The 16,076-nt window shown below is 40.0% G+C and carries 16 protein-coding genes, 2 tRNA genes and 1 pseudogene; 12 read left to right on the top strand and 7 right to left on the bottom strand.

The features are described 5' to 3' along the window. Window positions 1-58: 58 nt before the first annotated feature. Together I2I04_RS01750 and I2I04_RS01745 are read right to left on the bottom strand one after the other, a co-directional pair. On the bottom strand, window positions 59-610 hold the full coding sequence (locus I2I04_RS01750) for a DUF3332 domain-containing protein (RefSeq protein WP_065538638.1): 552 nt from the start codon (window positions 608-610) through the stop codon (window positions 59-61). A 94-nt stretch (window positions 611-704) separates the two neighbouring features. Further along, window positions 705-1,154 (bottom strand): DoxX family protein, encoded by a 450-nt coding sequence (locus I2I04_RS01745; RefSeq protein WP_143258579.1) that lies wholly within the window; start codon window positions 1,152-1,154, stop codon window positions 705-707. 161 nt (window positions 1,155-1,315) lie between these two features. On the opposite strand from I2I04_RS01745, the gene I2I04_RS01740 reads away from it, so the two are divergent. Further along, window positions 1,316-1,564: a DUF6965 family protein gene (locus I2I04_RS01740; RefSeq protein WP_143258759.1), complete on the top strand. Its 249-nt coding sequence runs from the start codon at window positions 1,316-1,318 to the stop codon at window positions 1,562-1,564. 125 nt (window positions 1,565-1,689) lie between these two features. On the opposite strand, the gene I2I04_RS01735 is transcribed toward I2I04_RS01740, so the two are convergent. Continuing rightward, window positions 1,690-2,112, bottom strand: a complete 423-nt coding sequence (locus I2I04_RS01735) for a BT0820 family HAD-type phosphatase (protein WP_143258578.1) — start codon at window positions 2,110-2,112, stop codon at window positions 1,690-1,692. Window positions 2,113-2,209: 97 nt separating this feature from the next. On the opposite strand from I2I04_RS01735, the gene I2I04_RS01730 reads away from it, so the two are divergent. From I2I04_RS01730 to I2I04_RS01710, 5 genes are all read left to right on the top strand, one after another. Continuing rightward, complete coding sequence (locus tag I2I04_RS01730; protein WP_117685435.1) at window positions 2,210-3,598, top strand: peptide MFS transporter; 1,389 nt, start codon at window positions 2,210-2,212, stop codon at window positions 3,596-3,598. An 82-nt stretch (window positions 3,599-3,680) separates the two neighbouring features. Next, window positions 3,681-4,484: an MBL fold metallo-hydrolase gene (locus I2I04_RS01725; RefSeq protein ID WP_117685434.1), complete on the top strand. Its 804-nt coding sequence runs from the start codon at window positions 3,681-3,683 to the stop codon at window positions 4,482-4,484. An 89-nt stretch (window positions 4,485-4,573) separates the two neighbouring features. Beyond that, window positions 4,574-4,646 (top strand) — tRNA-Lys (locus I2I04_RS01720). Window positions 4,647-4,678: 32 nt separating this feature from the next. Continuing rightward, window positions 4,679-4,751 (top strand) — tRNA-Lys (locus tag I2I04_RS01715). Between the two features lie 73 nt (window positions 4,752-4,824). Further along, window positions 4,825-5,334: an HXXEE domain-containing protein gene (locus I2I04_RS01710; RefSeq protein WP_195654115.1), complete on the top strand. Its 510-nt coding sequence runs from the start codon at window positions 4,825-4,827 to the stop codon at window positions 5,332-5,334. Between the two features lie 65 nt (window positions 5,335-5,399). Here I2I04_RS01710 and uxaC read toward each other — a convergent pair whose 3' ends face one another. Then, entirely contained in the window at window positions 5,400-6,806 is a 1,407-nt protein-coding gene (gene uxaC, locus I2I04_RS01705) for a glucuronate isomerase (RefSeq protein WP_143258575.1), read from the bottom strand. Between the two features lie 198 nt (window positions 6,807-7,004). Between uxaC and I2I04_RS01700 the strand changes: the two genes are divergently transcribed. The 3 genes and pseudogenes from I2I04_RS01700 (at window position 7,005) to I2I04_RS01690 (ending at window position 10,008) form a co-directional block, all read left to right on the top strand. Further along, the gene (locus I2I04_RS01700; protein WP_195472766.1) at window positions 7,005-8,072 is read left to right on the top strand and encodes a substrate-binding domain-containing protein; all 1,068 of its coding nucleotides are present in this window, start codon (window positions 7,005-7,007) and stop codon (window positions 8,070-8,072) included. A gap of 26 nt (window positions 8,073-8,098) precedes the next feature. After that, window positions 8,099-9,538 (top strand): tagaturonate reductase, encoded by a 1,440-nt coding sequence (locus I2I04_RS01695; RefSeq protein ID WP_195654114.1) that lies wholly within the window; start codon window positions 8,099-8,101, stop codon window positions 9,536-9,538. Between the two features lie 229 nt (window positions 9,539-9,767). Next, a pseudogene (locus I2I04_RS01690) lies at window positions 9,768-10,008 on the top strand (DUF3791 domain-containing protein). Window positions 10,009-10,271: 263 nt separating this feature from the next. On the opposite strand, the gene I2I04_RS01685 reads toward I2I04_RS01690, so the two are convergent. Further along, window positions 10,272-10,799: an FHA domain-containing protein gene (locus tag I2I04_RS01685; protein ID WP_118219892.1), complete on the bottom strand. Its 528-nt coding sequence runs from the start codon at window positions 10,797-10,799 to the stop codon at window positions 10,272-10,274. Between the two features lie 18 nt (window positions 10,800-10,817). After that, window positions 10,818-11,912: an SPOR domain-containing protein gene (locus I2I04_RS01680; RefSeq protein WP_195472768.1), complete on the bottom strand. Its 1,095-nt coding sequence runs from the start codon at window positions 11,910-11,912 to the stop codon at window positions 10,818-10,820. 90 nt (window positions 11,913-12,002) lie between these two features. Between I2I04_RS01680 and rfbC the strand changes: the two genes are divergently transcribed. Genes rfbC through I2I04_RS01665 form a run of 3 tightly spaced genes read left to right on the top strand, consistent with a single transcriptional unit; the run spans window position 12,003 to window position 14,724 of the window. Next, entirely contained in the window at window positions 12,003-12,551 is a 549-nt protein-coding gene (rfbC, locus tag I2I04_RS01675) for a dTDP-4-dehydrorhamnose 3,5-epimerase (protein ID WP_143258570.1), read from the top strand. Between the two features lie 26 nt (window positions 12,552-12,577). After that, window positions 12,578-13,891, top strand: a complete 1,314-nt coding sequence (locus I2I04_RS01670) for a UDP-glucose dehydrogenase family protein (RefSeq protein ID WP_195472769.1) — start codon at window positions 12,578-12,580, stop codon at window positions 13,889-13,891. Between the two features lie 35 nt (window positions 13,892-13,926). After that, window positions 13,927-14,724 carry a DUF4738 domain-containing protein gene (locus I2I04_RS01665; protein WP_143258568.1) on the top strand — a complete coding sequence of 266 codons (798 nt, stop codon included), beginning with the start codon at window positions 13,927-13,929 and terminating at the stop codon, window positions 14,722-14,724. An 82-nt stretch (window positions 14,725-14,806) separates the two neighbouring features. Here I2I04_RS01665 and I2I04_RS01660 read toward each other — a convergent pair whose 3' ends face one another. Then, window positions 14,807-16,069, bottom strand: coding sequence for a DEAD/DEAH box helicase (locus I2I04_RS01660; RefSeq protein ID WP_143258567.1), 1,263 nt, complete (start codon window positions 16,067-16,069; stop codon window positions 14,807-14,809). Window positions 16,070-16,076 lie beyond the last annotated feature (7 nt).

The following is a 16,076-nucleotide window of genomic DNA, read 5'->3' as shown; positions in this document are numbered from 1 at the left end:
GAAAAAGGAGATGAAACTTCAATAAGTAGTTTCATCTCCTTCGTATTTGTTTTTATTTTTAGCGGGCGGCAAACATAAGATTACTCATTGTAGCCTGGCGTGCTGCCAGCATGCCTTGAGCATCCAACGTTACATTCATCTTTTCGCCATTCGGTAAGAACAAATCAGCAGTGCCGTCATTGTTCATTTTTACTAATTCAGCGCTTTCACCGTTTGCAACGACGTTCCATGTGTTAGCTTCTTTGTTGTAAATCAAATCCATTGAAGCAGTTTCGCCTTCTTTAGTAATAGAATATCCATTCTCAAGAGTTTTCACCATGTAGTTGCCGTTCTCTCCTTTTACTTTCTTTACGTCACCTACATTAGCCATCGGATTGGAACCACTCCAAAATTCGATAGAATTGATAACTAAAGCATCAGCCAGGTAAGCTACACCATAAACCGGAATAATGTTGAAAGCAAGGAATACGAGTTCGTTTACAAACTTGTTTCCAACTGATTGATTCCAGGAAGACAGGCGGTTGAATAAACTGAATGATCCTACACAAGAACTGAATAATAAGCTACCGCTAAGCACTACTGCGACTAAAGTCAGTTTCCCTCTTTTCATGTTAAAACATTTTTTGATTAATAAAAAATATTGATAATTTCTCTCATACAAGTATGCAAATATAATATTTTTTAATTAATCAGGGGGATTATTTCTAATTTTTGTATGTTCTTGATTTTCGTCTTGACAATTCGTTTCCTATGATATGGTCTATTGAAAATTTACCCGGACCAGCAATATACATCAATATGAATACCACTAAATAAATGAAAGCTAGCTCTTTAACAGCAAATACGTCATTTGCGTGAACAACAAAGAAAGCTACTATCATCGTGAAAATCATCGGGATCATTGCCAAGCGATACAAGAAGCCTACAATAAATGCCATTGAACATACAAGTTCACCAAAAATAGCTAATCCGAGAGACAGGGGACTTCCTATTCCAAGCGGATCAGGAAATGCCGTAGAAAGCTCTTGGAAATTACTCCATTTTTGGATACCATGGTTCATTAATAATATGCCGAAGATGATCCGGACAGCCAATAGCAACAAAGACACTTTTGTTGTATTCGATTTTGTGGGGAATAAGAAATCATAAATCATAAGTCGTTCTATTTTTAAGTTTATCTCTATTTATATAAACATAAAAAATCTTGAAATTGTTCTTTGCTGATAGCACAACTTGTAGAATCTCTGCCAGTTCTTCGGTTATTCCTTGTTTATGAATAAATAAACTTTGTATCTTTGTGGAAAATTCTAAAAATATGGCGCAACATACTTATGACAATGAAGCTGTCCAGGAGTTATTGAACTGGGCAAAAAAGATGATTGAAACAAAGAATTATCCAACTGAAAGATATCAGGTCAATCAATGTACTACAATTATTGATGGTAAATCGTATTTGGAATCGTTGATTGCTATGATTTCCAGAAACTGGGAAAATCCGACTTTTTATCCTACTATTGAGCAACTATGGGAGTTCAGGGAAAAGTGGGAAAACAGAGAATCGTAGTAAATGGCCATTCCATGTTGGGAGATAAGTTATTTCATCATATAGAAATGCACTCTTAATCATGTCGGATAAGAGTGCATCATCTATTTTTTGGTATATCTGTCAGCTTGCTATTTATCTATTTATTAGAAAGGCAGCCATCTTTTCTTCTTTTTTGATGATGTTTTTTCCTCTTCTCCGTTTTGGCCATAAATATCCGCAAACGTCTTTTTCTCTTTAATCATTGCATAAATAACTCCCCAATCCGGCAAACCGCCTAAGTTCCGATCGTCAATGAACATATCGGCTTTCAACTTTCGTGAAAATCCCTGATGGTCTTTTTGTTCTTCAGGATAATCCTTATTAACGGCATAAAATTCTAAGCCTCTGGCTTTACACCATTCGACAGCTTCGTCCAAAAGTGCCCCTTCACGCACACTCCATAGTATTAAACGATGCTTTTCTTGTTGCAATAACTTCAATGTGTCAACAGCGAATGGAATTTCTTCACCAATGCGTGGATAACGATGTTCTACAATCGTTCCGTCAAAATCAACAGCTATAATCATAGTTTTTAATTACCTAATTTTGAACAAAGATACAGACAGTAAGCCAAAAAAACGTATCTTTGTCTCAAATTAACATTATTAATAAATTAATAAATACATGAACAATTCCCCTCAGCGTGCTGCTAAAGGCTTTACGAGAGCATTTTGGGTCAGCAACACAGTCGAACTGTTTGAGCGTATGGCATATTATGCCGTTTTCATCGTTCTCACTATTTATCTATCTTCCATTTTAGGTTTTAATGATTTTGAAGCAAGTATGATTTCCGGGCTTTTTTCCGGCGGGTTGTATCTGCTTCCTATTTTTTCCGGTGCTTATGCTGATAAGATCGGTTTCCGGAAGTCAATGATTATAGCATTTTCCTTATTATCCGTCGGATATTTAGGATTGGGAGTATTGCCCACTTTGCTGGAAGCTGCCGGCTTGGTTAGTTATGGCGTCACTACTCAATTTAATGGTTTGCCCGATAGCTATACCCGGTGGATCATTGTGCCGGTCTTGTTTGTGCTTATGGTGGGAGGTTCCTTCATTAAGTCCATCATTTCTGCGTCTGTAGCTAAAGAAACAACAGAGGCAACGCGTGCGCGTGGTTATTCCATTTTTTATATGATGGTAAATGTAGGTGCTTTTACTGGTAAAACAATTATCGATCCTTTGCGTAATGTTATTGGTGAACAAGCGTATATCTATATTAATTATTTCTCCGGTGCGATGACAATTATTGCTTTGCTTGCTGTTATTCTCCTTTATAAATCAACGCACACGGCTGGTGAAGGAAAAAGTCTCCGTGAGATTGGGCAAGGATTTATGCGCATCATCACCAACTGGCGTTTATTGATTCTTATTCTGATTGTTACAGGGTTCTGGATGGTGCAACAGCAACTTTACGCCACTATGCCTAAATATGTGATCCGGTTGGCCGGCGAGACGGCGAAACCGGGCTGGATTGCTAATGTGAATCCTTTTGTGGTGGTTTGTTGCGTTAGCTTTATCACACGTTTGATGGCAAAGCGCAGTGCGATTACTTCGATGAATGTGGGAATGTTTTTGATTCCTTTTTCGGCGTTGCTGATGGCATGTGGAAACTTGCTGGGCAATGATCTTATTACAGGCATGAGCAATATTACTCTGATGATGATTGCAGGTATAGTGGTACAGGCACTTGCCGAATGTTTTATTTCGCCACGTTATCTGGAATATTTCTCTTTGCAGGCTCCTAAAGGCGAAGAAGGAATGTATTTAGGATTCAGTCATTTACATTCCTTTCTTTCTTCCATCTTTGGTTTTGGTCTGGCGGGAATTCTGCTCACCAAATATTGTCCGGATCCTGCTTTGTTCGAGACACGGGCAGCGTGGGAGGCAGCTAGCGCAAATGCCCATTATATATGGTATTACTTTGCTGCTATTGGCCTGATTGCCGCTGTAGCGCTACTATTATTTGCGAAAATCACCGAATCCATCGACAAAAAGAAGGAATCTTCTCGGTAATTCTATTCTTTTTTATGTATATTTGCCGTCACTTTGCTGTAAAAGTTGACGGCATTTTGCATTTTAATAAAGAGGATAAAACATGAAAGTAAAATTTATAAGCCTGGCGAGTGGCAGTAGTGGGAACTGTTATTATCTGGGCACTGAAACCTATGGAATACTGATAGATGCCGGAATCGGCATACGTACTATCAAAAAAACACTGAAAGATTATAATATCTTGATGGATAGTATTCGTGCGGTATTTATAACGCACGATCATGCTGACCATATCAAAGCTGTGGGTAATCTGGGAGAAAAAATGAATATTCCTGTTTATACAACCGCACGTATTCATGCTGGAATAAATCGTAGCTATTGTATGACAGAGAAACTCAGCTCGTCAGTTCGTTATCTGGAAAAGCAAGAGCCGATGACTTTGGAGGATTTCCATATCGAATCTTTTGAAGTGCCGCATGATGGAACGGACAATGTGGGGTATTGCATTGAAATCGACGGCAAAGTCTTCTCTTTCTTAACGGACCTTGGAGAAATTACTCCTACAGCTGCCCATTATATCAGTAAGGCCCATTATCTGATACTTGAAGCTAACTATGATGAGGAAATGCTTAAAATGGGGCCTTATCCTCAATATTTGAAAGAGCGGATTGCAAGTAAGACCGGACACATGAGTAACTCTGATACTGCGGAGTTTTTAGCGGAAAATATCACTGAACATTTGCGATATATCTGGTTGTGTCATTTAAGTAAAGACAATAATCATCCGGAGCTAGCTTATAAAACGGTGGAATGGAAATTAAAGAACAAAGGTATTCTTGTAGGTAAAGATGTGCAACTACTTGCTTTAAAGCGAAATACGCCTTCCGAGCTTTATGTGTTCGAATAAAGACGAAAAAAAGATAGTAAAAAAGCTGCATGATTGTTTGGTCAAATAAAATAAAAGACCTACTTTTGCAACCGCAAACGAGGAATTAAGCACTCTTAGCTCAGTTGGTAGAGCAACTGACTCTTAATCAGTGGGTCCAGGGTTCGAATCCCTGAGGGTGTACAAATTCACGGTTGCAATGAAAATAACATGTTGCACTCTTAGCTCAGTTGGTAGAGCAACTGACTCTTAATCAGTGGGTCCAGGGTTCGAGTCCCTGAGGGTGTACTAAAAAGAGGTAACTAAAGGTTGCCTCTTTTTTTGTATATCAATACTTGAATGATAATAAGGAATAAAAACGATGGAATACCTATATTTATTGCCCATAGTATTCATGATTCATGAATTTGAAGAGATAATAATGCTTCCGACATGGTTGGATAAGAACAAGGCTATGTTGTACGTGCGCTTCCCTTTTATGAAAGATAAAGTAGATTCTTTGAGTAATGCGCCGGTTTTTGCCTTGACGGTATTGGAAGAGTTTATAATTATATCAGCTTGTACGGTTATGTCAATCTGCATGAATGATTTGACGGCTTGGTATTGTTGTTTGATTGCCTTCGGTTTGCATCTGATAGTGCATATCATTCAGTTTTTGGTGATAAGGAAGTACATACCTGTTATTGTTACGTCGGTATTATGTTTACCGTATTGTATTTGGGCCTTTATTCAGGTTAAAGACTGTTATACGCTGAATGAAACATTGCTTTGGGGATTTGTCAGCGTTGTGGTTTGTGTTGTGAATCTACTGTCAATGCATAAGATAAGCCCTAAGTTGTGGAATTGGATGAATGGTAATAATAGAACATAAAAAATACCGCTACTCAAATATTCGACTTTGGTAGCGGTATTTTTTTATAGTGTAACTACTATCTGTTAGAACTTGAAGAAGTTCTTAGCATTATTGTAGCTGATATCTTCAATCATTTGGTTTACGCGTTCCATTTCAGATGCAGGGATTTCTCCGTTCTCTACGTCGCGTCCTACCAAGTTACATAATGTACGGCGGAAATATTCATGACGCGGGTAGGATAGGAAAGAACGAGAGTCTGTCAACATACCTACAAAGCGGCTTAGAAGACCAAGCACAGACAAGGCGTTCATTTGTTTTTCCATACCATCCTTTTGATCGAGGAACCACCATCCGGAACCAAACTGAATTTTTCCCGGGATAGAACCATCCTGGAAGTTGCCCAACATAGTTGCAATCACTTCGTTTGCGCATGGGTTCAGGTTATAGAGGATTGTTTTGGTCAATTTGCCATTGGTGTTCAGGCGGTCAAGGAATTTAGCCATTGCTTTGGCTGTGGTAAATTCACCGATAGAGTCGAAGCCGGTATCAGCGCCCAGTAATTTGAACATCTTAGTGTTGTTATTACGGATAGCGCCGTAGTGGAACTGTTGAGTCCATCCTTTTTCCCAGTCCATTTCACCGAAGATAACAAGCATGGCCGATTTGAATTTCAGAATTTCTTCTTTGGTCAATTCTGTACCGCCATATACCTTATTAAATATAGCCTTGATTTCAGCATCAGTGTAATCTTCTGCGTAGAATTCTTCAATACCATGGTCAGACAAACGGCAACCTTGTTCTGCGAAGAAGTCGTGACGTTTGCGCAAAGCAGCGATCATATCATCAAAATTGGAGATAGTGATGCCGCTAACTTCTGCCAGCTTTTCTACATAACTACGGAAATCAGCAGGGACTTCTACCGCCATAGCCTTATCAGGACGCCAAGTTGGCAACATCTTGATTTCAAATCCGCTTTCACGTGTTTTGATGTGATATTCCAGTGAATCGATAGGATCATCCGTAGTGCAAACAGTCTCTACGTGATAACGACGCATCATTCCACGAGCTGAATATTCAGGTTGAGACAGCTTTTCGTTACATTCATCGTAAATTTCGCGTGCAGTTTGCGGATTCAATATTTTATTGATACCAAATGCTGTTTTCAATTCGAGGTGAGTCCAGTGGTACAGTGGATTACGGAAAGTATAAGGAACTGTTTCCGCCCATTTTTCGAATTTTTCCCAGTCGGTGGTATCTTTTCCTGTGCAGAAACGTTCGTCTACGCCATTTGTACGCATTGCGCGCCATTTGTAGTGGTCACCGCCCAACCAGATTTCAGTCAGTGATTTAAACTTGTAGTCGTCAGCTACCATTTGGGGGATAAGATGACAGTGATAGTCGATGATCGGCATTTTAGCCGCATGCTCGTGATACAACTTTTGCGCGGTTTCTGTCTGCAGCAAGAAGTTTTCGTCCATGAAGTTCTTCATTATTACTGTGTTTTAAGTATATAAAATTATTACTTTCTGTATTTATACCTATATAGTATTGATTTTAAAGCTAATAGGCGTAAATCTCGTTTTAGTTTTATTAACCGTTATCGAACACAAAAATAGAAAATTTACTTGGAGTAACAAAATAATTCGTATATTTGCAGCGATTATTTATAATATTTAAGTTTTAGCACTATGGAGGACCAGAACTATACCATTAAAGACATAGCCCGTATGGCCGGTGTTTCCGCCGGAACGGTGGACAGGGTGTTGCACAATCGTGGCGACGTGTCTCCCAAAAGCAAAGCTAAAGTACAAAAGGTATTGGATGAGATTCATTATCAGCCCAATGTATTTGCTATCGGTTTGGCTGCTAAAAAGAAATATTCTTTCCTCTGCCTGATACCTTATTATATAGAGCACGACTATTGGCATTCGGTAGTCGGGGGGATTGAGCGTGCCCGGCAAGAGTTGCGTCCTTTTAATGTGAGTATAGATTATCTGTGTTATCATCATGGAGATGAGAAAAGTTATCAGGAAGCCTGCCTTTCTATAAAAGAAAAGAATGTAGACGCAGTATTGATTTCTCCGAATTTCCGGGAAGAGACGCTGGCGCTGACAGCTTATCTGCAGGAAAATAAGATAGCTTATGCTTTTGTTGATTTCAATATGGAAGAAGCGAGAGCCTTGACGTATATTGGGCAGGATTCCTATAAGAGTGGATATATCGCAGCAAAAATATTGATGCGCAACTATTCAGCGGGAGAAGGCCAGGAGCTAGTCTTGTTCTTAAGTAATAATAAAGATAATCCGGCTGAAATACAGATGCAACGTCGTTTGAATGGTTTTATGAGTTACATAGCTGAGGAATATAATAACTTGCTAATCCATGAGGTAGTACTCAATAAATCCGATCAGGAAAGCAATCAACAGACATTAGATGAGTTTTTCCGGGCGCATCCGAAGGCTGTGCTGGGAGTTGTATTTAATTCCAGAGTGTATCAGTTGGGAGAGTATCTCCGTCATGCGGGACGTAGCATGAAAGGGCTGATAGGATATGACCTTTTGAAAGCAAATGTAGAGCTGCTAAAATCAGGTGATGTGCATTATTTAATCGGGCAACGTCCGGGATTGCAAGGATATTGCGCGGTGAAGGCTTTGTGCGACCATGTCGTGTTTAAGAAGTCTGTTGAACCTGTAAAATATATGCCTATCGACATCCTGATTAAAGAGAATATTGATTTTTATTTTGAATTTGTATAATATCAACTTTATAAATTACAACTAACATGAAAGCATTAAACAAAGAAACTGCTCCTAAGACACAACGTCCGGAGCGTATTATCCAATTTGGCGAAGGTAACTTCTTGCGTGCATTTGTTGATTGGATTATTTACAACATGAACCAGAAAACTGACTTTAATAGCAGTGTGGTAGTGGTTCAACCCATTGATAAAGGTATGGTCGATATGCTGAATGCTCAAGACGACCTTTATCATGTTAATCTTCAAGGGTTGGATAAAGGAGAGGTAGTTAACAGCTTGACAATGATTGATGTAATCAGTCGCGCACTGAACCCATATTCTCAAAATGACGAGTTTATGAAATTGGCAGAGCAACCTGAAATGCGTTTTGTTATTTCAAACACTACAGAGGCTGGCATTGCTTTTGATCCGTCCTGCAAACGTGAAGATGCTCCTGCTTCATCTTATCCGGGTAAGCTGACTCAATTGTTGTATCATCGTTTCAAAACATTCAATGGTGATAAGACAAAAGGCTTGATTATTTTCCCTTGCGAGCTTATTTTCCTGAATGGACATAAGTTGAAAGAAACCATTTATCAATATATTGAATTATGGAACCTGGGTAATGAGTTCAAAACTTGGTTTGAAGAAGCTTGTGGCGTATATGCGACATTGGTAGACCGTATCGTTCCGGGATTCCCGCGCAAAGATATTGCTGCTATCAAAGAAAAACTGCAATACGATGATAACTTGGTTGTTCAGGCTGAAATTTTCCATCTGTGGGTGATTGAAGCTCCGCAGGAAGTTGCTAAAGAGTTCCCGGCCGACAAGGCAGGTTTGAATGTGTTGTTTGTTCCTTCGGAAGCTCCTTACCATGAACGTAAGGTCACTCTGTTGAATGGGCCGCACACTGTTCTTTCTCCGGTGGCTTATCTGTCCGGAGTGAATATCGTACGTGATGCCTGTCAACACGAAGTAATCGGTAAATACATTCACAAAGTAATGTTCGATGAATTGATGGAGACATTGAATTTACCGAAAGATGAGTTGGAAAAATTTGCCAATGATGTATTGGAACGTTTCAACAATCCATTCGTAGATCACGCAGTGACAAGCATCATGCTGAATTCTTTCCCAAAATATGAAACTCGTGATTTGCCGGGATTGAAGACTTATCTCGAACGTAAGGGCGAACTTCCTAAAGGTCTGGTACTTGGTTTGGCCGCTATCATTACTTACTATAAAGGTGGTGTACGTGCTGATGGTGCTGAAATTGTTCCGAATGATGCTCCTGAAATCATGAACCTGCTGAAAGAGCTTTGGGCAACCGGTTGTACAAAGAAAGTAACCGAAGGTGTTCTGGCTGCTGACTTTATCTGGGGAGAAGATTTGAATAAGATCCCGGGATTGGCAGAAGCCGTAAAAGCAAACTTGGATTCTATCCAGGAAAAAGGAATGCTTGAGACCGTTAAAGGTATTCTGTAAGATATAAGATTATAACCATAAGGTTAATAAGTAGAGGGCATTTTGATAGAGGAAACAACTATCAAAATGCCCTTAACTGTTAGATAATTAAGAGGCGGAAAGTTGTTAATTATTAAAGATTAAGAAGCAAATGAATCGAAAACAATAAAAAGAATATTAAACTTTATCTGTTTCCGGATATATTCATTAACTTTATAATTGGCTCAATTGGGCTTTATACAGGATTAATATGGAGAATTTGATTGAATTATTCACATACAGAAGTGACATTAGCATTTGTGGCGTCTTGCATTGAAAGCACGGCACGTCGGTTAGGTAAATCATATCAAGAAATATTTGCCCGCATGAAGCGTGTAGGCATGATTGAGAATTACATTTTACCTTGCTATGATGTATTACATACTGAAAGTCGTGAGCATGTGACTGATAATATGATAGAATGTCTTACAACTTGGGAGACAAAACAATGAAGATCACTGTATATCATGGAGGAACGGAACGAGTTGTAGCATTACAGCATCTAGCTCAATACCAACCGAACAACCAGATTTGTTTGTTAAACCAAGAGTAACGCATAAATACCTTACCTATGATGGAACAGAATTGGCTAAGTGACGTTTTATGAAAGCAAGACTTGTGCTGACTTGCATGACAAGGAGACAGGGCTTTATCTCTACGGCAATCTCTATATCGCTGATGAATTTATGCGAGAATATCAAAATAAGCTATAAATTCATTCAGCTGCATGTAAAATAAATGTAGTAGCTCCGATAGTCACAATAGCGCCGTCCTCAATGCGTACACGATCTTTATCCCCTAGGATTTCATTCATGAGGAAAGTACCTGTCAGGCTGGGAGCATCTCGTAATGTATAAACAAGTTTTCCTTGCTTATTACGTTTGATATTGATGATGCAATGGCGTCGATCCATACTCATATCACCACTTTCAATGGGCGTATTGATAGAAGTTCCCACACAACGGCGGCCTATGACATTGTCACCCTCTTGTAAGGGCAATATCTGTTTATAACCGAATACATTTTCGATAACAGTGATATATCCGAATTCTTCTTTATGGGATTCAGCTTCTTCTTCCAGGTTTTCTTCCTTTCTAAGAGCCTTTACTTTGCTTTTTCCAAGCCGGATGCTGAATTGCTTGCCGCAATGCTCACATTCGAATACCAGTGATTGGCCTTCGCTATACTTGGTTTCATCAAAAAAAAGGTAATTCTCACATTTAGGACAAAGAACTCGTTTCATGCTTTTAAAAAGGGATTTTTATTTAGCCAGTAACCAGGCATTCTTATAAGTTTCGTTTTTTCTTAGCTCAAGTAATTGCTTGGTCGCTTCATTACGGTTGTCGAATGAACTGATGCTGACACGTACTTTTCCATCCATGTTCAGCGCTTTTGCATTAGCAAACCCTTTTGATTTTAACTGGGCTGCTATGGCTTCTGCATCTTTCAGGCTGATTCCTCCTGCCACTATGATATGAAAAGGATGATTGGCGCTTTCTTGAGATTTAACCGCAGGAGCAGTAGCTGCCATTTCCTGTTTGGCCACTTTTACTTCTCTAACTGCGATTGGTTTGGAAGTCTTGGCCTTATTCGCTGTATGCTTTTTAGCAGATGAAGTCTTCGTTGAAGAAGAAGTTGAAGCAGTAGCGGAAAGCTTCTTTGCCTGTTGCATTGCATCACTCTTAACATACACAGGAGTTACTGCAACCGATTGCTTTTCTATTTGCTCAAAAAGCTCACTGGGCAATAATTGTGCATAATTGTTCTTTTGAACATCGGTATTCTCTACCGGAGTTGAAAAGGCAAAGAACAAAACGATGGCAGCAATCATTGCTGCAGCATTACGAAGATATGCACGGTTGATACTGATTTCAAAAGTCTTCTTTTCCTTCTCCGGATGAGCCGGTACCCATACTTTTTCTTTCTGTTGCAGAACGGAAAGTTCATGCATTTCAAAAGAGTCGAGACCGTATAATGAAGGAGTCGTTATCTTATAGTCATAAGGAACAAACTCATAGTTACCATAAATGTTATAATGAATCTCGCCTATATTATCCAAATGGGCTTTTCCTTCTTCATGAAGGAGACCGATGAATTCGTTTACTTCCTTTTCTACTATGCGGCTGGCGTCAGCAAAACTCGTGTCATACGCTGACATATAAGATTGCACTAATACACCGTCATTCAGTTTTAATTGAGGATTAAAGCCGATTGTGCGGGTAGGAGGTAAAAATATATTTTCTTCCTTTACGTGGGTTGCAGGCGAGTAATGCGCTACAAAACCGCCAAACCCCGGAACAATGACGCAGTCGTTTTCCAGTAATAAAGTCTCTATATGTTGTGCCAATTCAATCATGTCTGCAAAATTACGAGATAAATTGAATATATCCCAGAAAACTTCGAAAAATTCACTACTTTTGCATCGTTTTATTTATCACTATCAATAATGAACTATATACAGACGGAAATAGACGGAGTATGGCTGATAGAGCCTAAAGTTTTCTCCGATGAACGGGGCTATTTTATGGAAGCCTATAAGAAAGAAGAGTTTGATGCCAATATTGGTCCCGTAGATTTTATACAGGACAACGAGTCGAAATCATCTTTTGGTGTGTTACGTGGATTGCACTATCAGAAAGGAGAATATAGTCAGGCGAAATTGGTTCGTGTTCTTAAAGGAAAAGTGCTGGACGTTGCCGTTGATTTGCGCAAATCATCGCCTACGTTTGGAAAGCATATCTGCGTATTGCTTAGTGAGGAAAACAAGAGACAATTTTTCATTCCCCGTGGTTTTGCTCATGGTTTTGCTGTTTTGAGCGAAGAAGCTGTATTTACATATAAGGTAGATAACAAGTATGCTCCGCAGGCAGAAGCTTCTATTTTATATAATGATGAAACATTGGGGATAGACTGGCCGTTGGCAGAGTCGCAAATGGTATTATCGGCGAAAGACAGAGAGGGAACTGCCTTTAAAGATGCCGCTTATTTTGAATGAATTTCTAAACAAACAATAGATTTAGTATGAAAATTGCAATCGTGGGAACAGGGTATGTGGGGCTGGTGTCAGGTACATGCTTTGCCGAAATCGGCGTGAATGTAACGTGCGTAGACACGAATAAAGAGAAAATCGAATCTTTGCAAAAGGGGAATATTCCGATTTATGAGAGTGGATTGGAAGAGATGGTGCTCCGTAATATGAAAGCAAAGCGATTGAAGTTTACAACCTCATTAGAAAGTTGTCTGGATGACGTAGAGGTTATATTCAGTGCGGTTGGCACTCCTCCGGATGAAGACGGTAGCGCTGATTTGAAATATGTGTTGGAGGTGGCCCGTACCATTGGTCGCAATATGAAACAATATAAATTGGTAGTTACCAAAAGCACCGTTCCGGTGGGTACTGCCAGTAAGGTTCGCGCGGTTATTCAGGAAGAATTGGATAAGAGAGGCGTGAAAGTTGATTTTGACGTGGCTTCTAATCCGGAATTCCTGAAAGAAGGAAATGCGATCAGTGACTTTATGAGCCCGGACCGTGTGGTAGTGGGAGTGGAGTCGGCACGTGCGGAGAAATTGATGTCCAAACTATATAAACCATTCTTATTAAATAATTTCCGTGTGATTTTCATGGATATTCCATCTGCGGAAATGACTAAATATGCGGCGAACTCGATGTTGGCAACCCGTATCAGCTTTATGAATGATATCGCAAACTTGTGCGAAATCGTTGGCGCAGATGTGAATATGGTACGTAGCGGAATAGGTTCGGACACCCGTATCGGACGTAAGTTCCTGTATCCGGGCATCGGATATGGTGGTTCCTGTTTCCCTAAAGACGTGAAAGCATTGATTAAGACTGCGGAACAGAACGGTTATAATATGCGGGTGCTTAGCGCTGTGGAAGAAGTGAACGAACAACAGAAAAGTGTCCTGTTTGAAAAGCTAAAGAAACAGTTTAATGGTGATTTGCAAGGTAAGACTGTGGCTTTGTGGGGACTGGCATTTAAACCGGAAACGGATGACATGCGTGAGGCTCCGGCATTAGTCCTGATCGATAAATTGTTGGAGGCAGGCTGCAAGGTGCGTGCATACGATCCGGCTGCCGTGCAAGAGTGCAAGCGTAGAATTGGAGAGACAATCTATTATGCTTGTGACATGTACGATGCGGTGCTGGATGCTGATGTATTGATGCTGGTTACCGAATGGAAAGAATTCCGTCTGCCTTCATGGGCCGTTATCAAGAAGACGATGTCCCAGCAAATAGTGTTGGACGGGCGTAATATATATGATAAAAAAGAGATGGAAGAACTCGGATTTGTTTACCATTGTATTGGTAAATGAAAAAATAGGAGTATCTTTATACAAAACTAAGATAGATGATGAAAAATGTGGCTGTATCGTTAATGGCAATTCTTTTCGCGGCATGTAGCGGCAATAAAGGTCCCCATTCTCTTCAACAGGAGAAAGAGGATCTTAGCGCAAAAGAGCTACTGCAGGGAATTTGGCTGGACGATGAAACGGAGAGCCCGTTGATGCGCGTGGAAGGAGATACCATCTACTATGCAGATGCACAAAGTACTCCCATTGCATTTAAAATAATGCGGAACACTCTTTACACTTATGGAAATGATACCACTTATTATAAGATTGATAAGCAAGGGGAGCATATATTCTGGTTCCATTCCATCACGGATAATGTAATAAAGCTGCATAAATCTGAAGACCTCAATGATTCTGTCTATTTCGTCCGTCAGGAACTTGTGGTTCCGACTTATACAGAAGTAACCAAACGCGATAGTGTAGTGACCTACAACGGCACTCGCTATCGTGCATACGTATATATTAACCCATCTAAAATGAAAGTCATCAAGACGACTTATTCCGAAGACGGGATTAGTATGGATAATGTGTACTATGATAATGTGATGCACATCTGTGTGTACGAAGGTAAAAAGAGCCTGTTTGCCAGTGATATAACCAAACAGATGTTTGAGAAAGTGCTTCCTGCGGATTTCCTGGCGCAATCGATCCTATCAGATACAAAGTTTGTGAAAGTAAACCGGAATGGTTTTCATTATCAAGCTATATTAGCCATTCCGGAAACTTCCATATATAGCATTGTAAATATGGAAGTGAGCTTTAAAGGCGATTTGGAGATTACTTCATCCAAATAAGGACTCTATATTCTATCTAAATAGAAATCAGGCTTCTCCCAATAAGAAATACAGATTCTATCCAAACAAAGAATTACAGATTTTATTTTTCTCTGGGCGCAGGGTAGCTGCTTTTCCTCCCTCCGTTGTTTCTTTTTCCCCGGAAATCTTTTCTTTTAGAGAAATTCCCGTTCCTGTTTTTGTTGAACGAACGCGGTTTGTATTCCGGAGCCTCTCCCAATCCTTCAGGGATAGGAATCTTATAAATCTCTTTCTCCAGGAAATTCTCAATACTTTTGAAGTTACTCTGTTCCTTTTCGTTGATAAACGTAAGTGCCACTCCGTCATTGTTGGCACGTGCCGTACGTCCGATGCGGTGCACATAGTCCTCGCTGTCGTGAGGTACGTCGAAGTTGATAACCAGGCGAATATCATCGATGTCGATACCACGTGCAACGATGTCCGTAGCTACCAATATATTGATTCGTCCGGCTTTAAACTCGTGCATAACCGTTTCCCGTTGCGCCTGTTCCAAGTCCGAATGCATTTCACCTACGTTCAGCTTCATTGATTTCAACGCCTTGGCAACTTCTTTAACCTTGATTTTGGAAGAAGCAAAGACAATCACACGTTCCGGAACCTCATCCATAAAAAGGCTGCGTATGATGCCCAATTTTTGATTCTCATAGCAGACGTATGCCGCCTGAATAATCTTTTCCGCAGGTTTGGAAACAGCGAGCTTTATTTCCGACGGATTGTTTAAGATTGTATTTGCCAATTGCTGTATCTTTGCCGGCATTGTTGCTGAAAACATGATAGTCTGTCGCTCCTTCGGCAGATATTTGGCTATTTGCATGATATCTTCGTAAAATCCCATGTCAAGCATCCGGTCTGCTTCATCTAGAATAAAATAAGAAACCTTGGAAAGATCTACATATCCAAGGCTTAAATGGGCGATCAGACGTCCAGGGGTAGCAATGACAACATCAGCTCCCAATGTGAGTCCCTTTTTCTGTTGTTCGAACAATATTCCGTCATTTCCACCATATACGGCAACGCTCGATACCGGCATGAAATAGGAAAACCCTTCCATTTGCTGGTCAATCTGTTGAGCCAGTTCCCGGGTAGGAGACATGATGACACAATTAATCGCATCCTCCGGATGTTTACCTTCAGATAATTTGTTCAATACAGGAAGCAGGAACGCTGCCGTTTTACCTGTCCCCGTCTGTGCTACTGCGATCAAATCTTTACCCTCAAGTATGATTGGAATTGCTTGTTCTTGTATAGGCGTACATTCGTCAAATCGCATGGCATCAAGCGCCTCAAGCACATTTGCATTTAATTGTAGTTCGGAAAACTTCATTCTTTTA

This window comes from Bacteroides sp. 1001136B_160425_E2 (assembly GCF_015559655.1).
Classification (GTDB): domain Bacteria; phylum Bacteroidota; class Bacteroidia; order Bacteroidales; family Bacteroidaceae; genus Bacteroides; species Bacteroides luhongzhouii.
Note: the sequence above shows the minus strand (reverse complement) of the source record. Positions and strands in the feature narration are given on the sequence as shown.

Excerpts from the sequence above, each read along its gene's own strand:
- I2I04_RS01710 (WP_195654115.1), top strand. The coding sequence starts at position 4,825 with ATGGAATACCTATATTTATTGCCCATAGTATTCATGATTCATGAATTT.
- I2I04_RS01695 (WP_195654114.1), top strand. The coding sequence starts at position 8,099 with ATGAAAGCATTAAACAAAGAAACTGCTCCTAAGACACAACGTCCGGAG.
- I2I04_RS01680 (WP_195472768.1), bottom strand. The coding sequence starts at position 11,912 with ATGATTGAATTGGCACAACATATAGAGACTTTATTACTGGAAAACGAC.
- I2I04_RS01685 (WP_118219892.1), bottom strand. The coding sequence starts at position 10,799 with ATGAAACGAGTTCTTTGTCCTAAATGTGAGAATTACCTTTTTTTTGAT.
- uxaC (WP_143258575.1), bottom strand. The coding sequence starts at position 6,806 with ATGAAGAACTTCATGGACGAAAACTTCTTGCTGCAGACAGAAACCGCG.
- I2I04_RS01740 (WP_143258759.1), top strand. The coding sequence starts at position 1,316 with ATGGCGCAACATACTTATGACAATGAAGCTGTCCAGGAGTTATTGAAC.
- I2I04_RS01730 (WP_117685435.1), top strand. The coding sequence starts at position 2,210 with ATGAACAATTCCCCTCAGCGTGCTGCTAAAGGCTTTACGAGAGCATTT.
- I2I04_RS01700 (WP_195472766.1), top strand. The coding sequence starts at position 7,005 with ATGGAGGACCAGAACTATACCATTAAAGACATAGCCCGTATGGCCGGT.
- I2I04_RS01665 (WP_143258568.1), top strand. The coding sequence starts at position 13,927 with ATGATGAAAAATGTGGCTGTATCGTTAATGGCAATTCTTTTCGCGGCA.
- rfbC (WP_143258570.1), top strand. The coding sequence starts at position 12,003 with ATGAACTATATACAGACGGAAATAGACGGAGTATGGCTGATAGAGCCT.
- I2I04_RS01735 (WP_143258578.1), bottom strand. The coding sequence starts at position 2,112 with ATGATTATAGCTGTTGATTTTGACGGAACGATTGTAGAACATCGTTAT.
- I2I04_RS01670 (WP_195472769.1), top strand. The coding sequence starts at position 12,578 with ATGAAAATTGCAATCGTGGGAACAGGGTATGTGGGGCTGGTGTCAGGT.
- I2I04_RS01660 (WP_143258567.1), bottom strand. The coding sequence starts at position 16,069 with ATGAAGTTTTCCGAACTACAATTAAATGCAAATGTGCTTGAGGCGCTT.
- I2I04_RS01725 (WP_117685434.1), top strand. The coding sequence starts at position 3,681 with ATGAAAGTAAAATTTATAAGCCTGGCGAGTGGCAGTAGTGGGAACTGT.
- I2I04_RS01745 (WP_143258579.1), bottom strand. The coding sequence starts at position 1,154 with ATGATTTATGATTTCTTATTCCCCACAAAATCGAATACAACAAAAGTG.
- I2I04_RS01750 (WP_065538638.1), bottom strand. The coding sequence starts at position 610 with ATGAAAAGAGGGAAACTGACTTTAGTCGCAGTAGTGCTTAGCGGTAGC.